The organism is Halopiger aswanensis (genome assembly GCF_003610195.1).
GTDB classification, from domain to species: Archaea; Halobacteriota; Halobacteria; order Halobacteriales; family Natrialbaceae; genus Halopiger; species Halopiger aswanensis.
On sequence record NZ_RAPO01000010.1, the window covers coordinates 16,889 to 33,074 of the forward strand.

The window sequence follows — 16,186 nt, forward strand, 5'->3', positions numbered from 1 at the left end:
GGCACGGAGGCATCAAGACTGTGAGTTCGCTTCGAGTATGCGTCGTCGGTGATCTTCACCTTGGGATGGCGGCCCCTTCGGACACTGCGCTGCCCCCGCTCGACGAGGCTGGCGTAGACGTTCTCGTCTCCGTCGGCGACATCGTCGATGACAATCGAGACCACGCTGACGCCGCGGAAACGGGCCACCAGTACGAGGCAGCGGGCCGAGAGTGGTTCCAGACGGTGGCCACCGAGTATGACGTCCCGATCGTTGCGGTGCCTGGGAACCATGACCCGGTCGACTGCACGGAGCGGCTGGTGTCGGATGTCCCGAACGCGGTGTGCGCACACAAGTGCGTCGTTGATGGATCTGCGTTCGAGCAGGGTTCGCCCTTGTTTGAGCCCTTTGCGCTCGTCGCCATGGGCTGTGAGCGATTCAATCTGCGCGACGGCTTCACCTACGACATCGTGCCAGAGTTGAATCCGGCCAACAGCGATGCAACTGATGACCTCGACTATCGGGCCAGGCAGACGGCCGAGCGGATCGAATCAACGTTCGGACGGCTGCTCGCCGGTGACCTGTCCGTAGGCGAGGCCGCAACGGCGCTCGAGGTTCGCGACGCGCGTCGCGACGCGTTCGAGCGGTGCGTCGAGACCGTCACCCGACGGTACGAGCGGCTGGTAGGGCTGTTCGACGACGCGGCGGCCGCCCCGATCCTCGTGAGCCACGAGTCTCCGTTCTTCGTCGAGTTCGACTACCACCACCAGTGGGACGGCCCCGGCGAGCGGCTCCACAGGGGATCCCTCCCTCTCAAGCTAGCGATTCGGAGCGAGGCGCCGAACGCGGCGTTCTGTGGTCACATCCACAACGCGGGCCGGGACGCTGTCGAGACCGTCGACGGCTACTGCCAGGTTCTCAACCTCGGAGCCGGTGGTGTCGCGATCGTCGACCTGGATCGGGATGCAGGAATCATCGACATCAGACGCTCCGATGGCTCGGGCCCGTAGCTGCCCGTCCTGATGCTCCACGGACGCCCCTCCGGATTCAACCCCGGGATGATCCCTTCACTCGTGTCGACCACGCAAGCGTACTACGATAGAATAAAAAAGTGACGGCTGCCCCTGGTGAGACGCGGTGTTCTCCTTGGAGCGGCTGGTTGGTACCAGTATGTGAACTACGACGTCGTCCGTGCACGGCGGGAGAATCGCAAGGCCGGGGTTCCGAACTACACTCGAAGCGACTCCGGAAAGGGAAGGGATCCGGAACGTGGAGGGCTTCCGCTGCGCCGGCCCCGATCGACCGGCGACCACGTCAGGTGAAGCGCCGCTAATCACGCGCCCGATCCGAGTCATCGAGTCGGGCACGAGCCCGGTGTCGGCCGACGTGTCTCTCGAACGGGGATTCACGAACGGGCGGCCAAACCCGGATCTCGCCCGCGGACTCGATCGTGTCGAGTGACCGATTCGCCGATCGAACGTGAATGTGAGGTCTCGGGGACGTGATCCGGCGGGCACGAAAAACGGGCCGGTGAGGTAGGATCGTCGACGTTGCTCTTAGGCGTGTCGCCTTGACGTAGCTTGTGAGCCGATTTCCCCGCGATCGGCGCCGGGATGTGGGACGACGGGACCGATTCCCCAGTGTGAACCGTCCGGCCGTTTTATTATGATTCGGTCAGAGGACACGGGCAACGTGATCGAATTCGAGTGGAGCAATAACGGGGTTCGATACTGGCAGGCGCTGTGCGATCGGGTGTTCCCCTACGAGACACGGTGTGCGATCCTGGACGCAATCGCGACCGCCGACGGGCTAGTGATGACCAACACGGCGCTCGCGACACAGGTCTCGGAAACACTCGACCGCGAGGTCACGACCCAGACCCTGATCGGCCACCTCGAGGTTTTCGAGGAACTCGGGATCGTTGCGTTGCTTCCTCGGTGGGATCGCAACCGTGATTCGGTGATCAAGCGCGTTCCCTATCTCGAGGACTGGCTGGCAAACCAGGAGTACCAAGTGGGTGCCCCTGTCGCTCCGCTGTCGCTGGGCGCGAGACTGATGGTGGAATATCTCGGCTGGGAGTACCGGCCGGTGTCGCCGTCAGTCGATCCGATCCTGTCCCCCGGTGACGAGCGTTCGCTGTTGCCACTGAAGGGGCTGCTGTTCGCAAACCTGCTTACCGTCACGGGCCGGGTCCCGCTGGACGAGCGACTTGATTGTGATACACGCCTGCTCGACGCCGTCGGCGCGATGCCGACGATCGAACTCGAGGTGGGCAGCCTGGAGGCCCTCTCGGACACCGCGTACGATCAACTGGCCGCCCTCGACCTGGGGTTTGAGGTACCCGAGCGCGGCGAGGAACCGCCCGGCGACTATTGGCACAACATGGCGGTCGTCGGTCGGATCGCCGGGTTCGATTACGACGACCGGGAGCGGGTGCCGATCGGGAGGACCGTCGCACGGTTCTCCGAGTCCTGGATCGCCGCGCCCATGGAACTGTATCCCCGACAAAAGGCCGACGACCCGTCGCCCCCGGGGGTCGATCCCGAGGCGATCGACGGGCCGGACCCGGAGCTCGTCGCCCAGCGCATCCCCGAAGCGGCCGTCGACGCCAGAAAAACGGAGTTCCCGACCTACGGCTCGGCAGAGAGCTGGTCGCGGCTGGGCCAGGACGTCGCCTTCGGCGATGATATCGTGTTTGGGACGTTCGTCCGCCAGCGGATCACTCCCCGAGAGCGGTCGATCCAGTACGTCGAGGCCGACGGCCAAGGCCCTGAAGGCCAAGGTGGTGAGTGAGGATGGCGGACGACTGGGAGCACGACTGGGTCGAAGCGGCCTGGGAACAGGCTCTTGTCGAGGCGGGCGTCGATCGATCGGCCGCGAAGTCGATCACGGCTCGCCTCCAGTCCCAGCAGGCGCTGACTGCTGGCACGAACAGCGCCGACGAGGTCCGCCGGCACGTTACACGCGCGATCGAGGACCTCGACCTCGGTGCCTACGGCGTTCCTGACACGGAGCGCGAGGACGTAAAGGCAGAACTCGAGGCCACCCTGGAAGCCGGGTTCGACGGCGATCTCAAAGGTCCCGTCGCGCTTCGAGCGCCAAGCGGCGATCGGACCGCTCGCCCGGTCAATGCCACGGTCGATGTCGACCGCACGGACGACCGGCCGTCGGTCGCGACTGATGATCGCGACGCGGTCGAGGATGTGTGGCGTGAACGACTCGTCGAGGCGGGCGTCGATAAATCGACCGCGAAGTCGATCACGACTCGCCTCCAGTCCCAGCAGGCACTGACAGCCGGGGCGAACAGTGCCGACGAGGTCCGCCGGCACGTCATGCGCGCGATCGGGGAGCTCGATTTGACTGCCTACGGGATCGACGAGGACGTGGAATCGGCCGTTAAGGCTGACCTCGAACGAGCGCTCGACAACGGGCTCGACGGGGACCTGCGCGGCCCGGCTGCGGTCCGAACACCCTCTGAGACGCCGCAGTACCGACCGACGAACGCCACTGTCGAGGACGCTTCGGCAGCACCGGAGGGCGTCGACGAGCCGGGGCGCCCACCGACCGCGGACCTTGGGGCTGCACCGGCCGGTACTGGCGTCGCAAATCGGAGGCCATCCGAGGACGTGTCGGCCGACGAATCGGACGCCGACCCGAGTCCGGACGACGTCCAGCGGCTTCGCGAGGAACTCCGTCGGATCGCGGCGGACAACGACCTCACGAAGGCTGACGTCGAGACTACCGTCGACACAGTCGTCGGCGACCGATCGATCGCCGACCTCGAGGGCGCCCGGGAACAGTTGGCGACCGAACTCGAACGACTCGTCGAGGGGGGTGCGGTGACGGAGCGGGAACTCCGTACGGCAGTCGACTCGCTGTACGATGAGTGACGAGCGGTCGGCCGATGGCTCGATCCCAGTTGCCGAACACCCGTTACTCCGCGATGCCCAGCGGAACCTCGCGATCGGTCGGACCGACGCGCGTGCGGCGGCGCACTACGCGAGCAACACGCTCCTGCTTACGGTCTCTCCAGACGAGCTGGCGGAGATGACGGTCATGTACGCCCTCGTGTCGCGCGAGGAGTTCATGCATGGAGAGTGGAACGAGGCGCTCCTCAACGTGACCGCCCACCTGAAACAGCAGGCGGCGGATCAACTACTGTCAACGCTCGCGGGCCAGGCGGGGCTCCAGGCGCACGTCCGTGCGATGGTTGACGCGCTGCAAGTCGCTGCCGAGATCGATCGTGTTACCCATCCGTTCATCGAGGCCGTTGATCGGTTCCATATTATCTCAACGATCGCCGACGACGACGAGTACTACGAATCGGTCAGGCGAACCTTCGAGGCGGTCGCCGGCGAAAACGACGACGGGATTGACATCGATAGCCGGCTCCGCACCGAGATCGACCAACAGCGAGCGCTCGCACGCGGCGAGACGGGGATCGACGGCGCGGAATCGACCGTCCAAGGAGGTGGGGACCGAGCACGGACCGAGTACGTCAACCCGCTATACTACCACGCACTGACGGACATCGCGAAGACCGACTGGCGAGCCTCGTCGAGCATCGGCGAGACCAGATCCCCATCGTACACGCCCAGTGGGCGGCGGATCGCCGGGGCGGTGGCGAGGGCGGTCCTGGACGTTCCCTACCCGATCGCCCCGCTTGGGGCGTCCTCAACGGGTGAATTGTTCGATCTGGACCGAGTCGACCTCGATCCGGTCTCGATCGCCGACCTCGAGGACCGGGTCGCCGTCACGGACGACGCCTACGACCGGCACCTCGGCAGGTACGAATCGACGCTCACCACAGACGTCACTCCGGCGAGGTCCTGGCTGAGTGACCTATTCGTCAAGGTCACTCGTGCTCTCGAACGGATCGCAGCGGAGACGGCCGTCACCGACCTCGCCGGCCACGACCTCCGGACCCGCCTCGTGGAAGCGGTGTTCGACGTCGATCTCGCCGAGGTGACGACGATGCGGTCATGTCCGACGCCGTTGCTGGAGGTCCCACAACGCGCTCAACCGACCAGGGGAAGCCAGGACCTTTCGGCGGTCGATGACGACCCACTTGCCAAACTGCTCGTGGAGGCGTTCGAGGACCACGGCGCGTTCGCGACCGTCCTATACCACCCTTACGGGGACCGGGACCGACGGCGCACCCGGTACCAGTTCAATTACAATACGCTCGAATGGGAACTCGACCGGGAGCGCTACTCGCTCCCGCCCGGGGTGGAGACGTACCGGGAGCTCTGGCGACGGTACTTCTTTGCCGACGCGCTGGTGAATGAACTGTTGGCCCGTCGGGACGAATATCGCGAGCATCTCGTCGAACGGCTAGGCGAGGTCGTCGAGGGCCCATCGGAGTTCCACGCCGTTGTGACCGGTGACGACAGGCCGACGGGGAACGACGATGACGAATTCGTCCTGCTCGAAGACGACGCCCTGGTCGGCGCCGTCGATTCCACGGCCGGGGCGTTCGACCCGTTCGAGACCGCACAAGAGTACGTGACTGGCACGCTCCTGGCGACGCTCGAACGTGCCGGAATCGATCACACACCCATCGACGAGTTCGCTTTCTCGCGCGTCGAGTGTCCCCTCTGCTACATCCAGCGGGGCCCCTGTGGCAATGACGGCTGTGTCGAGGCGGCGTCGATAGGGACGATAAACGAGGCACTGCCGACCTACGTCGCGGCGATCATCGACGCGGAACGGCCAAACTGCGAGCGCCTCCGCGCCGACACCTAAACACACCTGCGGCTCCCCTGGCATAAAAAAGGCGACGGACTGCCGCCTGGTGACGTCACTCTCCCGGCGGTTCCGAGTCGACTCTGCCGTAATGGCGTGTACACGGACGCAGGAGCGAAGATTTTGGATAGTTGATAAAGCGAGAACGAAGCGGCAGGGACGACTGCACGAACACGGCGGACCGACGACAAACGGGACGCCTGGTCAGGGAGTCGGACCGAGAGTCGTCCGTGTGATCGGACGGCACGTGAGGTGAGTTCAGTGGCGGACTTCGAGACACACGTCCAGTACGGGACCGTCGGACACCTGTTCGTGAGTGTCGGTGCCGTCATCGCCGTTGGCCTCGGCGCCGCACCGACGATCCTGGTCGGGGTCGTGGTGGGCTATCTAGCGACACTCGCCGGCGCCGGCTTTCCAGATGTCGACCACCCCAGTAGCAAGCCGTACCTGCTCGCGCGGGTCTGGCTGCCGCGGATCATCGCCTCGGTCGTCGGTATCACGCTCGTCGCGCGACGCTCACTCGTGATCGACTTGATAGCGACAAGCCCACTGGTCGGCGCGCCATCGTTCACAGCCGGCGCGGTCTGTACAGCCATCATTATCGGGGTCTATCGGGCGACGCGCCGTGGGATCCCACTGTTACGCCCACCGCACCGGACCGTCACACACAACGTCGGGCTCGCCGTCGGTATTGCCGCCTTTCTCACGGCGACAGTCACGACCATTGGACTCGCGCTTGACGCCCCGACCGCCTACGGGAACGGTGTCGTCGTCGGCTCCTGTTTCGTGACGGGCGTCATCACGCATTTACTGGTCGATGGCGAACTCCCCGGCATCCCGTCGAGGCGGACGCTCAACGAGGACTAACTGCGATCCATCTCGCTCTTTTCTCCGCGATGCAAGGTTTGCTGAACCTGGCTCCGCCGGCCAAGGAGTGGCTACGACGGAAGCCAATTTCGACCCACGGGAATCCGATTAAATGAACCATCCCGGAGACCGTTCTCATCCTCCAGCGCTGGTCGGACAGGCGTACTCTAAGGACGGCGGCACAATACATGCCTACCACGGATATGGTCGGCTTGATCGATCAGGAATAGACGTCCGTTTCGATCCGTCGACGTAGCGTTTTGGCAATTCTCACAACCGGAGTTCTCTCAAAAAAGCTGACGTGTGCAGGGGCCGGTCAGTCAGGATCCAGAGCGGGCTGAACGAAGTCGCAGCTGATGCCTCCTCTTCACCAGCCAGACGGACGGGTTACGTCCGCTCCGACCGAGACGTGGGACTCCGCAAAGTGCATCGATCCGCGATTCCGCAACAAGGTGTGGAACGACGTCTTGGGCTCCTCTCGTAAGCGCGACGTCTTTCTCGCAGTGCGGGAACTCGCCGAGGAGCGGGCCTGTCTCGAGAAGACCGAGATCGCGACGAAGGCCCTCGCGTACCCGCACTTTCGGGACCGGGACAAGCTCCAGGGTGGCGATCTCGGCGACAACGGCGACCTCGAACCGTTGTGTGAACTCGGCGCCGTCATGCCCATCCCGAAGATCGCTCGCCCGAGCGTCGCGTATATCGTGCCGTTCCAGGAACTGTGCCAGTACCTAGTCGATCCGTACCACGCTCCGGACTCGGTGCGAGTTCGCCTCGCTATCGAGTACTACCTGCGACATCGGGGGCGGAACGGGGTAAGTGACGTCCGTAGCAAATGCGGGCGGGATCTCCCGATCGATCCCTTCGCGGTTGAACTCTACACGTACGTCCAGCTGGCGGAGCAATTGGACGTCGGGATCGACCGCGTCGAATACAGCGGCTTCCGTCCGGCGGCGATTGATCACGATCATGCCCGTGGATTCGAAATCGAAGGGACCCTCCACGGTGTGGAACCGGACGACGGGTCTGAGATCGACGATGCCGGGGTGAAGCGGGTCCTCGAGACGCTATTCGTCGAGTTCGTCGATCACGCCGCCCGGGGGAAGGACATCTTCCGGATCGGAATGTATCGCTGCGACGACGAGTCGGACACGGAACGTGCCGCCAGGCGGCGGGCGATCACCGATTCGGCGACCTTCGAGCAATACGATCGTCGCGGAGCTGCCGTGACCGTCTCCTGGCAGGTCGAGCCGGTCATCATGATCTGATCTCCCGGTGATCGACGCTGCGACCACAGGGGCGATCGATGCGGACATCGGTGAGTTTCTGCTTTCGGGCAACCATAGGGAGACGTTGGTGGCGCTTCTTACAGCAGTCGGACGCCTCAGTAATGCAGACTAGTGAGATGGGGATTCCGGGATCGTCCAGTGTCGACTCCAATCACGTGACCGGCATTCACTCGTGGGGAGCGACGGGAGGTATTCCCGCTACGAGGTGAGCCCGATCCGAGTCGGGGCCATTCCAGGGACACCGAATCGAGTCGCCCTGCTCCCGTTCTGCCGATCCACGGGGAGTCGTCGTGGGGTGACCGATCAACATTGACGTCGATCACCGACTAGAACTTGGATCGTCTCGGCACTCGCCAATCGACTGCGTTCGGCAGGATCCGAACGATCGGTCGCTGATGCGCCAAATTTCGAAGACTATAGAGGCCGCACTATCGAGTGGCGCCGCCACTGATGGCGGCAGACCAACGAGTCGACCCAGGCCCACCGACGTACCGACAGCCAACCAACAGCGACCATCCACGACCATGGGACAAACCGTTCAGCTTGAAGGCCAGGAGATTCCGATCGAGAGCGACATGACCGCAGCGGAACTCAAGAACGAGGCCAATGTCGACGACGACGCCGTCCTCACCTATCGGGACGAGGACGGCATTGAATCGCTCAACGACGACGACGTCGTCGCGGAGCACGTCGATGACGGCCAGGAGATCCAGGCACAGCCGCTCGCCGACGACGGGGTGTTCGGCGGGGGATGAACGTCGAGCGGGCCGTCAGCGAACTGACCGAACTCCGGGAGACGCTTGCCCAGCGACAGCAGGTCCAGGTCAGCTACGACCTTGCGACCCGAGGCGTCATCCGGATCGACGGCCTGGAGTTCCCGCCGGGCTGGGAGACGCCGGACGGCAGTCGGCGCGGCGCAGTGCTGCTGGATCTACCCGAGGAGTACCCGCGGTACCGGCCGCGCGTTTACATCTCCGAGTCGATGCGCCTCCGTGGGGATCGACCGCCGGTGATGGTCCCTGAACGCATCGACGGCGACGGTCGATGGGCACAGGTCGACGTCTTCTCCGCTGACGCCGAGTGGAACCCGGAAACAGACGACCTGCTGACCATCTTTGAGCGGCTCCAGCGGCGGCTTCGCTCCCAGGCCGCGACGGGACGGGACTCTGACGACGCCGTTGAGGACTGCTGACACATGACCGGCTTCCGGCCGGTGTACCGACTTACTACGACACCATGACCGAGGACGACTCAACTCAGCACGCACGAACGATCACGGACGAACAGCCAGCGGAAGACGAACTGGCCTTACAGGATGATCCGGCCGCCACCGACGCACCAGACGCCGCCGAAAGAAGCGAGGAAGACGACACCGAGGCCGCGGTCGTGACCTATCGGCTCGGCGCCGACGAGATCGCGGTGCCGGAAGGTACCGTCGCGGCTGACCTCAAGCGCGACCACGACGTTCCGGCGGAGGCCGTGTTGACCTTCCGGGACGAGGACGCCGGCGAAATAGTCGCACTCAACGACGAGGACGTCGTGACCGACCACGTCCCGCCCGGGACCGAACTGCAGTCCCAGCCCCTCTCGGGGTCGGAGGTGTTCGGACGAGCATGAACGTCGCGGACGTGATCGTCGAGATCGAGGAACTGAAAGCGGAGATTGGGAAGCGCCAGAGCGCGCGAATGAACTACGACCTCACCGAGGGCGTCGTCACGATCGAGCAGTTGACGCTGCCCGAAGGCTGGGAGAACAAGCACGGCACCCGCCACGCCGACATGCGGTTCGACCTCGACGAGACCTATCCCCGGAGCCAGCCGACCGTCTACATCAGCAGCGACATCCGGTACGAGGGAACGAGCCCACACGTACTGTACGCGCGTTCGTCGGCGCCGCCGGGATTCGTCAAGTACTGCATACACACGCTCTCGGACTGGGACCCGCAGGAACACGACCTCGTGACGATGTTCCGAATCCTGGAGGTCTCGCTGGAGAACCCGCACTCGGACAACCCGCTGGTGGAGGCCTGACATGACGGCTACAAGCGACATCGCAAGTGAGACCGTGTCCGACACTGTCACCGACGAGTACGAACTCGTGCTCACCGCGACCCAGGTCCGGCGGCTCCGGGAATGGTTGCTCCGAGACGACGGCATCGAGCGGTTCGCGTATGTCTACTGCACTCCTGAGGACGGCCGGCTGTTCGCCCGGGAGATCGATCCCGTCCCGGGCGAGGACTGCGAGGTCCAAGAGGAGGCCGCCGTCCGGCCGGCGCTCTCGGTCGAGCGTGAGCGGCTGGGATCGGCACTCGAGGACGGCCTCGTGCCGGTCATGCTGCACAGCCACCCGTTCAGTGACTACCCATCATTCAGCGGCCTCGACGACGACATCATGGAATCCTACCGTGAGTGGCTCGGCGGGCTCTATCCGGACACGCCGCTGTGTTTTGGCGTGCTCGGCCACCGCGGGATGGACACGGCCGTCTACATCGATCCCCAGCGCGAGACGCGGCGTCGCCTCCCTGTCGAGGTCGTCGGCGACTGGGCGCTGGAGGGCCCGCTGGACGCTCCCACTGCCCCGACGACGGCGACGGTCGACGAGGACCGCTACGACCGGTCGATCCGCGCGCTGACTGAACGCGGCCAGCAGCGGCTCGCCGACCGGACGATCGGGATCGTCGGCCTCGGCGGCCTCGGCTCGATCGTCGCGACACAGCTCGCCCGCCTCGGCGTCCGGCGGTTCGTCTTCTCCGACCCGGACCACGTCGAGCGGTCGAACCTGCCGCGGATCTACGGTGCGACCGAGGCAGACGTCGGCCGGCCGAAGGTCGAGGTCGTCAGTGAGCACGTGGTCCGTGCCAACCCCGAGGCGAGCGTCGACGCCTACGAGGCACGCGTTCAGGACGTTCCCAAGGACGCGCTCGCCGCGTGTGATGTCCTGATCGGTGCTGTCGACAGGCTGACCGCTCGCCTCTACTGTAACGAATTCGCCATTCGTCACCTGCGTCACTACGTCGACGCCGGCGTCTCGATTGAGACCACCGACGACGGGCATATCACCGAGGAGCGGGGACTCGTCCAGCTGGTCGCACCCGGCGTAACCGGCTGTCTGGACTGTCTCGGGCGGAACGACCCTGAGCGGCTCCGCCTCGAGTCAATGGACGAGGCGGAGATCGAGGCCGACATCGAGCGCGGGTACCTCGACGAGGACGTGCGGTCGCCCGAGCCCGCGATCACACCCCTGAACGCGCTCGCGGCGAACACGACCGTCCGGATGGTGACGAAACTCGTCACCGGCTACGAGGCGCCTGCCGACTACGTCCGGCTCGACGGGACCACCAACGAGATGGTCTCCGTCGGCACCCACCCCTCGAGGGAGTGTCTGACCTGCGGTACGGACGGGTGTCTCGGCGAGGGGACACAGCGCATCGACGAGGACACACTTGCGGAGGCGGAGTCGCTGGACCTCGACGTCGACCTCGAGGAACTGGCCGAGCAAGACGCGACGGCGACGCCGACCGAGATCACCGCCGATTCACTCCGGCCGGCTGCACCCCGTCCCGGGGACGATGCCGGTCCTGCCCCGGAGATCGACAGTCAATCCCAGTCTGTCGCCGGCGGATGGTATGGCACGGAGTCGCCACCTGCAGCGGAGGACCCCAGCGGCGATGATGCCGAAGCGCCCCTTGCATCCGCCAGCGGGGACACCATGCGAGACGACGATCGTTCGCGCAGCGATCTCTCGGGGAGCGCGCAGCTGTTGGCGGTTCTGCGGACGAACGCCTGTCCGATCGCGATCGGCTGTCTGGGTGTGCTGGCGCTCTGGCGGTATCTCCGCCGGTGACCCCCGCCGGGACGGGGATCTGGGGGCCGGTCGCTCCCGTCTCGCGGGCGGCTCGCTTCTCCTCCGCGTGGCAGTCGGCGCTGGTTAGTCATGCCACCGGCGGAGTCCGCAACGACTGCTCACATCCGTATAGGGTCGAGCTACTCTCTCATCGTGACGCCCGCTTCTGGAAGTCGGAGCACGGAAGCAATGATCGAGGCCTCAGATATCGGTACAGACAGACGACCTGGCAGTCTCGGACCGACACGGCGACCGGTGCCCTCGCCGGGAATGCGCCCCCCAGATGAATCTTACGTCGGGAACAGGGACTGGATTCCGACGATGTGGATGGAGTCGGTAGTCATGACTGCGATGGCGATCCAATCCGAACTCGAGACAGAACCGGAGGTCGACCCCAGCGACCTGGACGACGAGTCGATTGAAACGGCGGTCGTCGAATTACTTCAGGCGGCTGTCGGCGATGACATCGCCCGCGTCGATCGCCGGGGTGACCGGATCAAGCAGCTCATGGCGGCGATCATCGTCCGGCAGCAGGCCGACGGCGAGGTGTCGAGCCAGCTCCACGAAGAACTGGCGTCGATGCTCCGGGAGACGGTCCAGGAGAGCGAGGATGTTGGCGTTGGCGAGGTCGCGTTCGCGCTCTGGACCGAACTGGCGTACATCGCGGAGAAGGTTGCAGGTGACGAGGACGACGAGGACGAGACCGACGGCCCGCAGTCCGAGGAGGGTCCGGTGCCGGACCGGGACGATGGGTCTGACCAGCAAGATGACGATGACTCCAACTCCCTCCTCCTCACTGGCGACGAGTCCGAGGGCTCCGTCTCGGACCCGGCGTTCCAGTGACGGAGCAGGGCCGTCACCCTCCTCGTGTTCTGGTGGCTGTCCGGGTCGATACGTCATGACCAGCAGGAACAGCGACCCGTGTGTCCTCCGACTCGAGGGTATCCGATCAACCGGGACCGACGAGCGTCAGACTCGATCCGACTACCCGACCGGCATCCACCACAAAATGCATCGCCCCTTATAGCTTACGTTCGTTAGAACCCCGAATCAAGACCCACCGGTGGCCGGTCCTTCCTCACAAGCGAATGCGCGCTCGACGACAACTGCGTGATGGCGGATCCGGTACCGCTCCGGGCCGCCAGCAGTGTCAGTCGGGTGCGCGTTCGAATATACCATGAGCGAACGAAAGAACATCGTTATCTCGCTTGGCACCAGCGGATTTCGGACCGCGACGACGATCCACCGACTGGTACAGGAGTACGGGCTCGCCGATCAGTTCACCTTCGTCTCGATCGAGACGGCCGCGCTGAACGACGAGGAGATCCCGCCGAGCTTCGAGACGGTTGAACTCCGCCGCGACGACGCCGCCGAACAGCGCTTCGAGCAGTTGAAGGCGGAGGTGCCCTGGCTCGCCGACCGACTCGAACTCGCCAACCAGGGCGCGACCAGCACGCCGCCGATCGGACGGTTCCTGCTGGAGTACTACCACCAGCAGGTGTACGCGTCTGTCGAGCAGGTCCTCTCAGAGTTCGTCGACGCTCACGAAACCGACGAGCTGTCGACTTGGCTCGTGGGGGCGCTCTCGGGAGGGACGGCTGCGGGCATGCTGCCGCTGCTGAGCCCGATGGTCCGCCGGATCGTCGAGAGCTACGCAGACCGCCACGACATCGAGGCAGAGATCGTGGCCGCGGGCACGGTCTCGAAGTTCGAGCACCGCCACCAGCGGACCACGCTCGGGCCGACCCCCGAGACGTACGTCAACACTAACATCTCGCTCCAGCAGCTGACGACGCTGATCAACGTCCCCGACGAGACCGCACAGCGTCCGGATCCGTACCCGATCGAACTGCCGATGGACGCCGCTCCCAGCAGCAACGTGCTCGACGACGGGTTCGAGATCCGAGAACCGCCACTCGACGCAGTGGTCCTGCTGCCCGTCGACGAAGAGGAGATCGAAGCCGCCCCGCGGACCTCGGATGACGAGTTCTCGAACTACCGCGAGCACGTCAACTGGACGATCGCGACCGCGGTCCTGTCGATCACCCAAGCCACGGTCAAGATCGAGAACATCTTCACGCGGGGGTTCGAGGACCGCCTGCTGACCCTGGCGGCAGCCAGCGTTCGCGTCCCCGTGGAGGACGTGTACGACTACTTCCAGAGCCAGCAGGCGCTGACGGAGATCGACGGCGAGATCGCCGACCTCGAGGCCCGTGAGGCTGACCTCGAGGCGACGATCGCCGACCTTGACGACCTGATCGATGAGGAGGCCGACGTGACCCGGATCGACGTGGACAGCCTGAACGCCGACGCGCTCTCCGGGATCAGTCGCCCGGTCGCCGACGAACTTGACCGGATGCGGGAGACGGTTGCCGGACTGGATCTCACGGACACCTCTGCGGACGACCTCCGGACGTACGCTCAGCAGATCGCGGCCCAGATCGACCAGGGGGACGACGACTTCCCCCACGAGGCGATCGCGAAGCTGGTGTTCCACCGGCTGGTCAGTGACCAACTCAACGATCGGCTGGAGTCCCACGAGTTCGAGGCTACGGTCGAGGACTACTGGGCCAAGCACTCGGACGAACTGTCGGAGCACGCGCCCGGGCTTTCCGAGGCCGATCCCGACGAGAAGTACGAGCGGGGCATCGAGACCGTCCTGCAGAAGAAGCGCTCCCGGATCAAAACCGAACTGGAGAACACCAGCGCCGTGCGCGTCGGCACGCGTCGGGAGCTTCGTAAGAAGCTCGACCGGAAGAAGCGGCTCCTGGCCAAGTTCAACCACCTGTACAACGAGTTCACGGCGCTCCAGGACCTGGATGACACGCTCGACGAGCAGTTGCTCCCTGAGGTGCGGGTCGCACTCTGCCGGCAGCGTGACTCCCTGACGTCGACGCTGAACAACGTCCAGTCGGACCTCGAGGAACTGCGCGAGCACCGGTCGAACGTGGCGTCGACGGTGGAGACAGCCGAGACCCGGCTGACCGGCGACAGGTCCGGGCCGCTCCAGACGCTGCCGCTGAACACCGACTCCCTCGAGTCCGTCAGTACCCGGACGTTCGACGAGGCCGACCACCTCCAGGATCTCGTCGACGCCGACGTCGTCGACCGGGACGACCTGGTCGAAGCGCTCCAGGCGGCTATCGAGGGCCATCTGGACGAACCGTTGGAGGACTACATGCACCCCTCGCTCGACAACGTCGCGCAGGGGACGCTGTCGCTGCTGACCCACCGCGGGAACCAGCACGTCCTCTCAACGACGGCCACGACCGGCCAGACGCCGTCGTCGGCGATGCCAGCCCAGAACATCACCGACCGACTGGACGTCGCCAGCGTGGACGCGCCGTTCACCGTGACGCTGGTTGCGCTCTACGAGGACGTCTCCCTGGCGAATACCTCGGAACTGCGGCGCATCCACGAGCGCTGGGAGGAGGGGACCCTGAACGAGCTGTTCGGCCGGGACGTCCCCTTCGAGCGGAACATTGCGTATCCACAGCTGTTCGTCGATGGGGCGACCGGCAGCCCGAATCCCGATCAAGATGCTGCCCCCGAGGCTGGAGGTGATTGATCGTGCGGAATCGCACGAAGCTGACGGCGCTGGCCGTCACGGCTGCGCTGGTGTTCGCGATCGGCGTCGGAGCGGTCGGTGGCGCCGTCGGCCACACCGGATCGCCCGCCGTCGCCGACGACGGGCAGGCGTCCGCCGACGCGTTCACCGTCGAGACCGAGCGCAATCCCGATCCGGACTCCAATCTGGTCACCGTTCGGCTCGCGATCGAGCCGACAGAGGCGACGTTGACGGAGCTCGAGATCGTCGTCGAGCGCCGGGCGCAGTCCCTGGTCGTGCCGGACAGCTACACGACGACCATCTCGCCCAGTAACAACGCCGTCGAGGTCGATCACGCTGGGGGCAACGAGTTCACCGTCGACGAATTGGAGCCCGGCGAACAGGTCGTTATTGAGTTCCAGACGGTCACGACGGTCTCGGGCGATGAGGCGGTCGACGTCGCTGGGATCGACGTCTCCTACACGCGCCACGGACAGCGGCTCTCAACCGACCTCACCGCAACCGGGGACACGACCACCCCGACCACCGACACCAAGAGTGGAGGGGTCCCGCTTGTTCAGGTCAGCGGCGTCGGCGTGCTCGCGATCTTGCTCGGGCTCGCTGGCGGCGTCGTGATCGGCCGCTCCGGCGACGACGCTGCCGGCCGCCGCGAGGAGTGGGTAGAGGCAATCGAGGACATCGAGCCCCACGTCGACGACCCGATCGCGTCGTCGCGGCTTCAGCAGCTCCGCCGACGGCTGAGCGGCGGGAGTGACGATCTCTTCGATGACACCGACCCAGAGCTGGGGGACGGCGACGAACCGACCGGGTCGATCCTCGATCGCATCGCCTCCGTGTTCGGCCGGAGTGACGACGACTCGGAGGACGACGAGTTCGACATCGAGCTGTGACCTGCCAA

General features: G+C 65.2%; 14 protein-coding genes. All 14 read left to right on the top strand.

The window, feature by feature from the left end; translation table 11 throughout:
• The first annotated feature begins 20 nt into the window (after positions 1-20).
• Positions 21-989 (top strand): metallophosphoesterase family protein, encoded by a 969-nt coding sequence (locus ATJ93_RS22560; protein ID WP_147376688.1) that lies wholly within the window; start codon positions 21-23, stop codon positions 987-989.
• Positions 990-1,644: 655 nt separating this feature from the next.
• Positions 1,645-2,772 (top strand): hypothetical protein, encoded by a 1,128-nt coding sequence (locus ATJ93_RS22570; protein WP_120246914.1) that lies wholly within the window; start codon positions 1,645-1,647, stop codon positions 2,770-2,772.
• 2 nt (positions 2,773-2,774) lie between these two features.
• Positions 2,775-3,869, top strand: a complete 1,095-nt coding sequence (locus tag ATJ93_RS22575) for a hypothetical protein (protein ID WP_120246915.1) — start codon at positions 2,775-2,777, stop codon at positions 3,867-3,869.
• Complete coding sequence (locus tag ATJ93_RS22580) at positions 3,862-5,724, top strand: hypothetical protein (RefSeq protein WP_120246916.1); 1,863 nt, start codon at positions 3,862-3,864, stop codon at positions 5,722-5,724. The genes ATJ93_RS22575 and ATJ93_RS22580 overlap by 8 nt, the downstream gene beginning before the upstream one ends.
• A gap of 261 nt (positions 5,725-5,985) precedes the next feature.
• A complete protein-coding gene (locus ATJ93_RS22585) occupies positions 5,986-6,591 on the top strand; it encodes a metal-dependent hydrolase (RefSeq protein WP_170155639.1) in 606 nt (201 codons plus the stop codon).
• Positions 6,592-6,947: 356 nt separating this feature from the next.
• Positions 6,948-7,856, top strand: a complete 909-nt coding sequence (locus ATJ93_RS22590; protein ID WP_147376689.1) for a hypothetical protein — start codon at positions 6,948-6,950, stop codon at positions 7,854-7,856.
• A 545-nt stretch (positions 7,857-8,401) separates the two neighbouring features.
• Complete coding sequence (locus ATJ93_RS22595) at positions 8,402-8,632, top strand: hypothetical protein (RefSeq protein WP_120246919.1); 231 nt, start codon at positions 8,402-8,404, stop codon at positions 8,630-8,632.
• Positions 8,629-9,069, top strand: coding sequence for a hypothetical protein (locus ATJ93_RS22600; protein ID WP_120246920.1), 441 nt, complete (start codon positions 8,629-8,631; stop codon positions 9,067-9,069). The genes ATJ93_RS22595 and ATJ93_RS22600 overlap by 4 nt, the downstream gene beginning before the upstream one ends.
• 44 nt (positions 9,070-9,113) lie before the next feature.
• On the top strand, positions 9,114-9,494 hold the full coding sequence (locus ATJ93_RS22605) for a hypothetical protein (protein ID WP_120246921.1): 381 nt from the start codon (positions 9,114-9,116) through the stop codon (positions 9,492-9,494).
• Complete coding sequence (locus tag ATJ93_RS22610) at positions 9,491-9,907, top strand: hypothetical protein (protein ID WP_120246922.1); 417 nt, start codon at positions 9,491-9,493, stop codon at positions 9,905-9,907. The genes ATJ93_RS22605 and ATJ93_RS22610 overlap by 4 nt, the downstream gene beginning before the upstream one ends.
• Before the next feature lies 1 nt (position 9,908).
• A complete protein-coding gene (locus tag ATJ93_RS22615) occupies positions 9,909-11,720 on the top strand; it encodes a HesA/MoeB/ThiF family protein (RefSeq protein ID WP_120246923.1) in 1,812 nt (603 codons plus the stop codon).
• A gap of 351 nt (positions 11,721-12,071) precedes the next feature.
• Positions 12,072-12,563, top strand: coding sequence for a hypothetical protein (locus ATJ93_RS22620; RefSeq protein ID WP_147376690.1), 492 nt, complete (start codon positions 12,072-12,074; stop codon positions 12,561-12,563).
• Positions 12,564-12,897: 334 nt separating this feature from the next.
• Positions 12,898-15,288, top strand: coding sequence for a tubulin-like doman-containing protein (locus tag ATJ93_RS22625; RefSeq protein WP_120246925.1), 2,391 nt, complete (start codon positions 12,898-12,900; stop codon positions 15,286-15,288).
• 2 nt (positions 15,289-15,290) lie between these two features.
• Complete coding sequence (locus ATJ93_RS22630) at positions 15,291-16,178, top strand: hypothetical protein (protein ID WP_147376691.1); 888 nt, start codon at positions 15,291-15,293, stop codon at positions 16,176-16,178.
• The last annotated feature ends 8 nt before the right edge of the window (positions 16,179-16,186 follow it).

What these genes read in the sequence shown, in the direction of transcription:
- ATJ93_RS22590 (WP_147376689.1), top strand. Translation starts at nt 6,948, where the DNA reads ATGCCTCCTCTTCACCAGCCAGACGGACGGGTTACGTCCGCTCCGACC.
- ATJ93_RS22625 (WP_120246925.1), top strand. Translation starts at nt 12,898, where the DNA reads ATGAGCGAACGAAAGAACATCGTTATCTCGCTTGGCACCAGCGGATTT.
- ATJ93_RS22605 (WP_120246921.1), top strand. Translation starts at nt 9,114, where the DNA reads ATGACCGAGGACGACTCAACTCAGCACGCACGAACGATCACGGACGAA.
- ATJ93_RS22610 (WP_120246922.1), top strand. Translation starts at nt 9,491, where the DNA reads ATGAACGTCGCGGACGTGATCGTCGAGATCGAGGAACTGAAAGCGGAG.
- ATJ93_RS22580 (WP_120246916.1), top strand. Translation starts at nt 3,862, where the DNA reads ATGAGTGACGAGCGGTCGGCCGATGGCTCGATCCCAGTTGCCGAACAC.
- ATJ93_RS22570 (WP_120246914.1), top strand. Translation starts at nt 1,645, where the DNA reads ATGATTCGGTCAGAGGACACGGGCAACGTGATCGAATTCGAGTGGAGC.
- ATJ93_RS22600 (WP_120246920.1), top strand. Translation starts at nt 8,629, where the DNA reads ATGAACGTCGAGCGGGCCGTCAGCGAACTGACCGAACTCCGGGAGACG.
- ATJ93_RS22615 (WP_120246923.1), top strand. Translation starts at nt 9,909, where the DNA reads ATGACGGCTACAAGCGACATCGCAAGTGAGACCGTGTCCGACACTGTC.
- ATJ93_RS22595 (WP_120246919.1), top strand. Translation starts at nt 8,402, where the DNA reads ATGGGACAAACCGTTCAGCTTGAAGGCCAGGAGATTCCGATCGAGAGC.
- ATJ93_RS22575 (WP_120246915.1), top strand. Translation starts at nt 2,775, where the DNA reads ATGGCGGACGACTGGGAGCACGACTGGGTCGAAGCGGCCTGGGAACAG.
- ATJ93_RS22620 (WP_147376690.1), top strand. Translation starts at nt 12,072, where the DNA reads ATGGCGATCCAATCCGAACTCGAGACAGAACCGGAGGTCGACCCCAGC.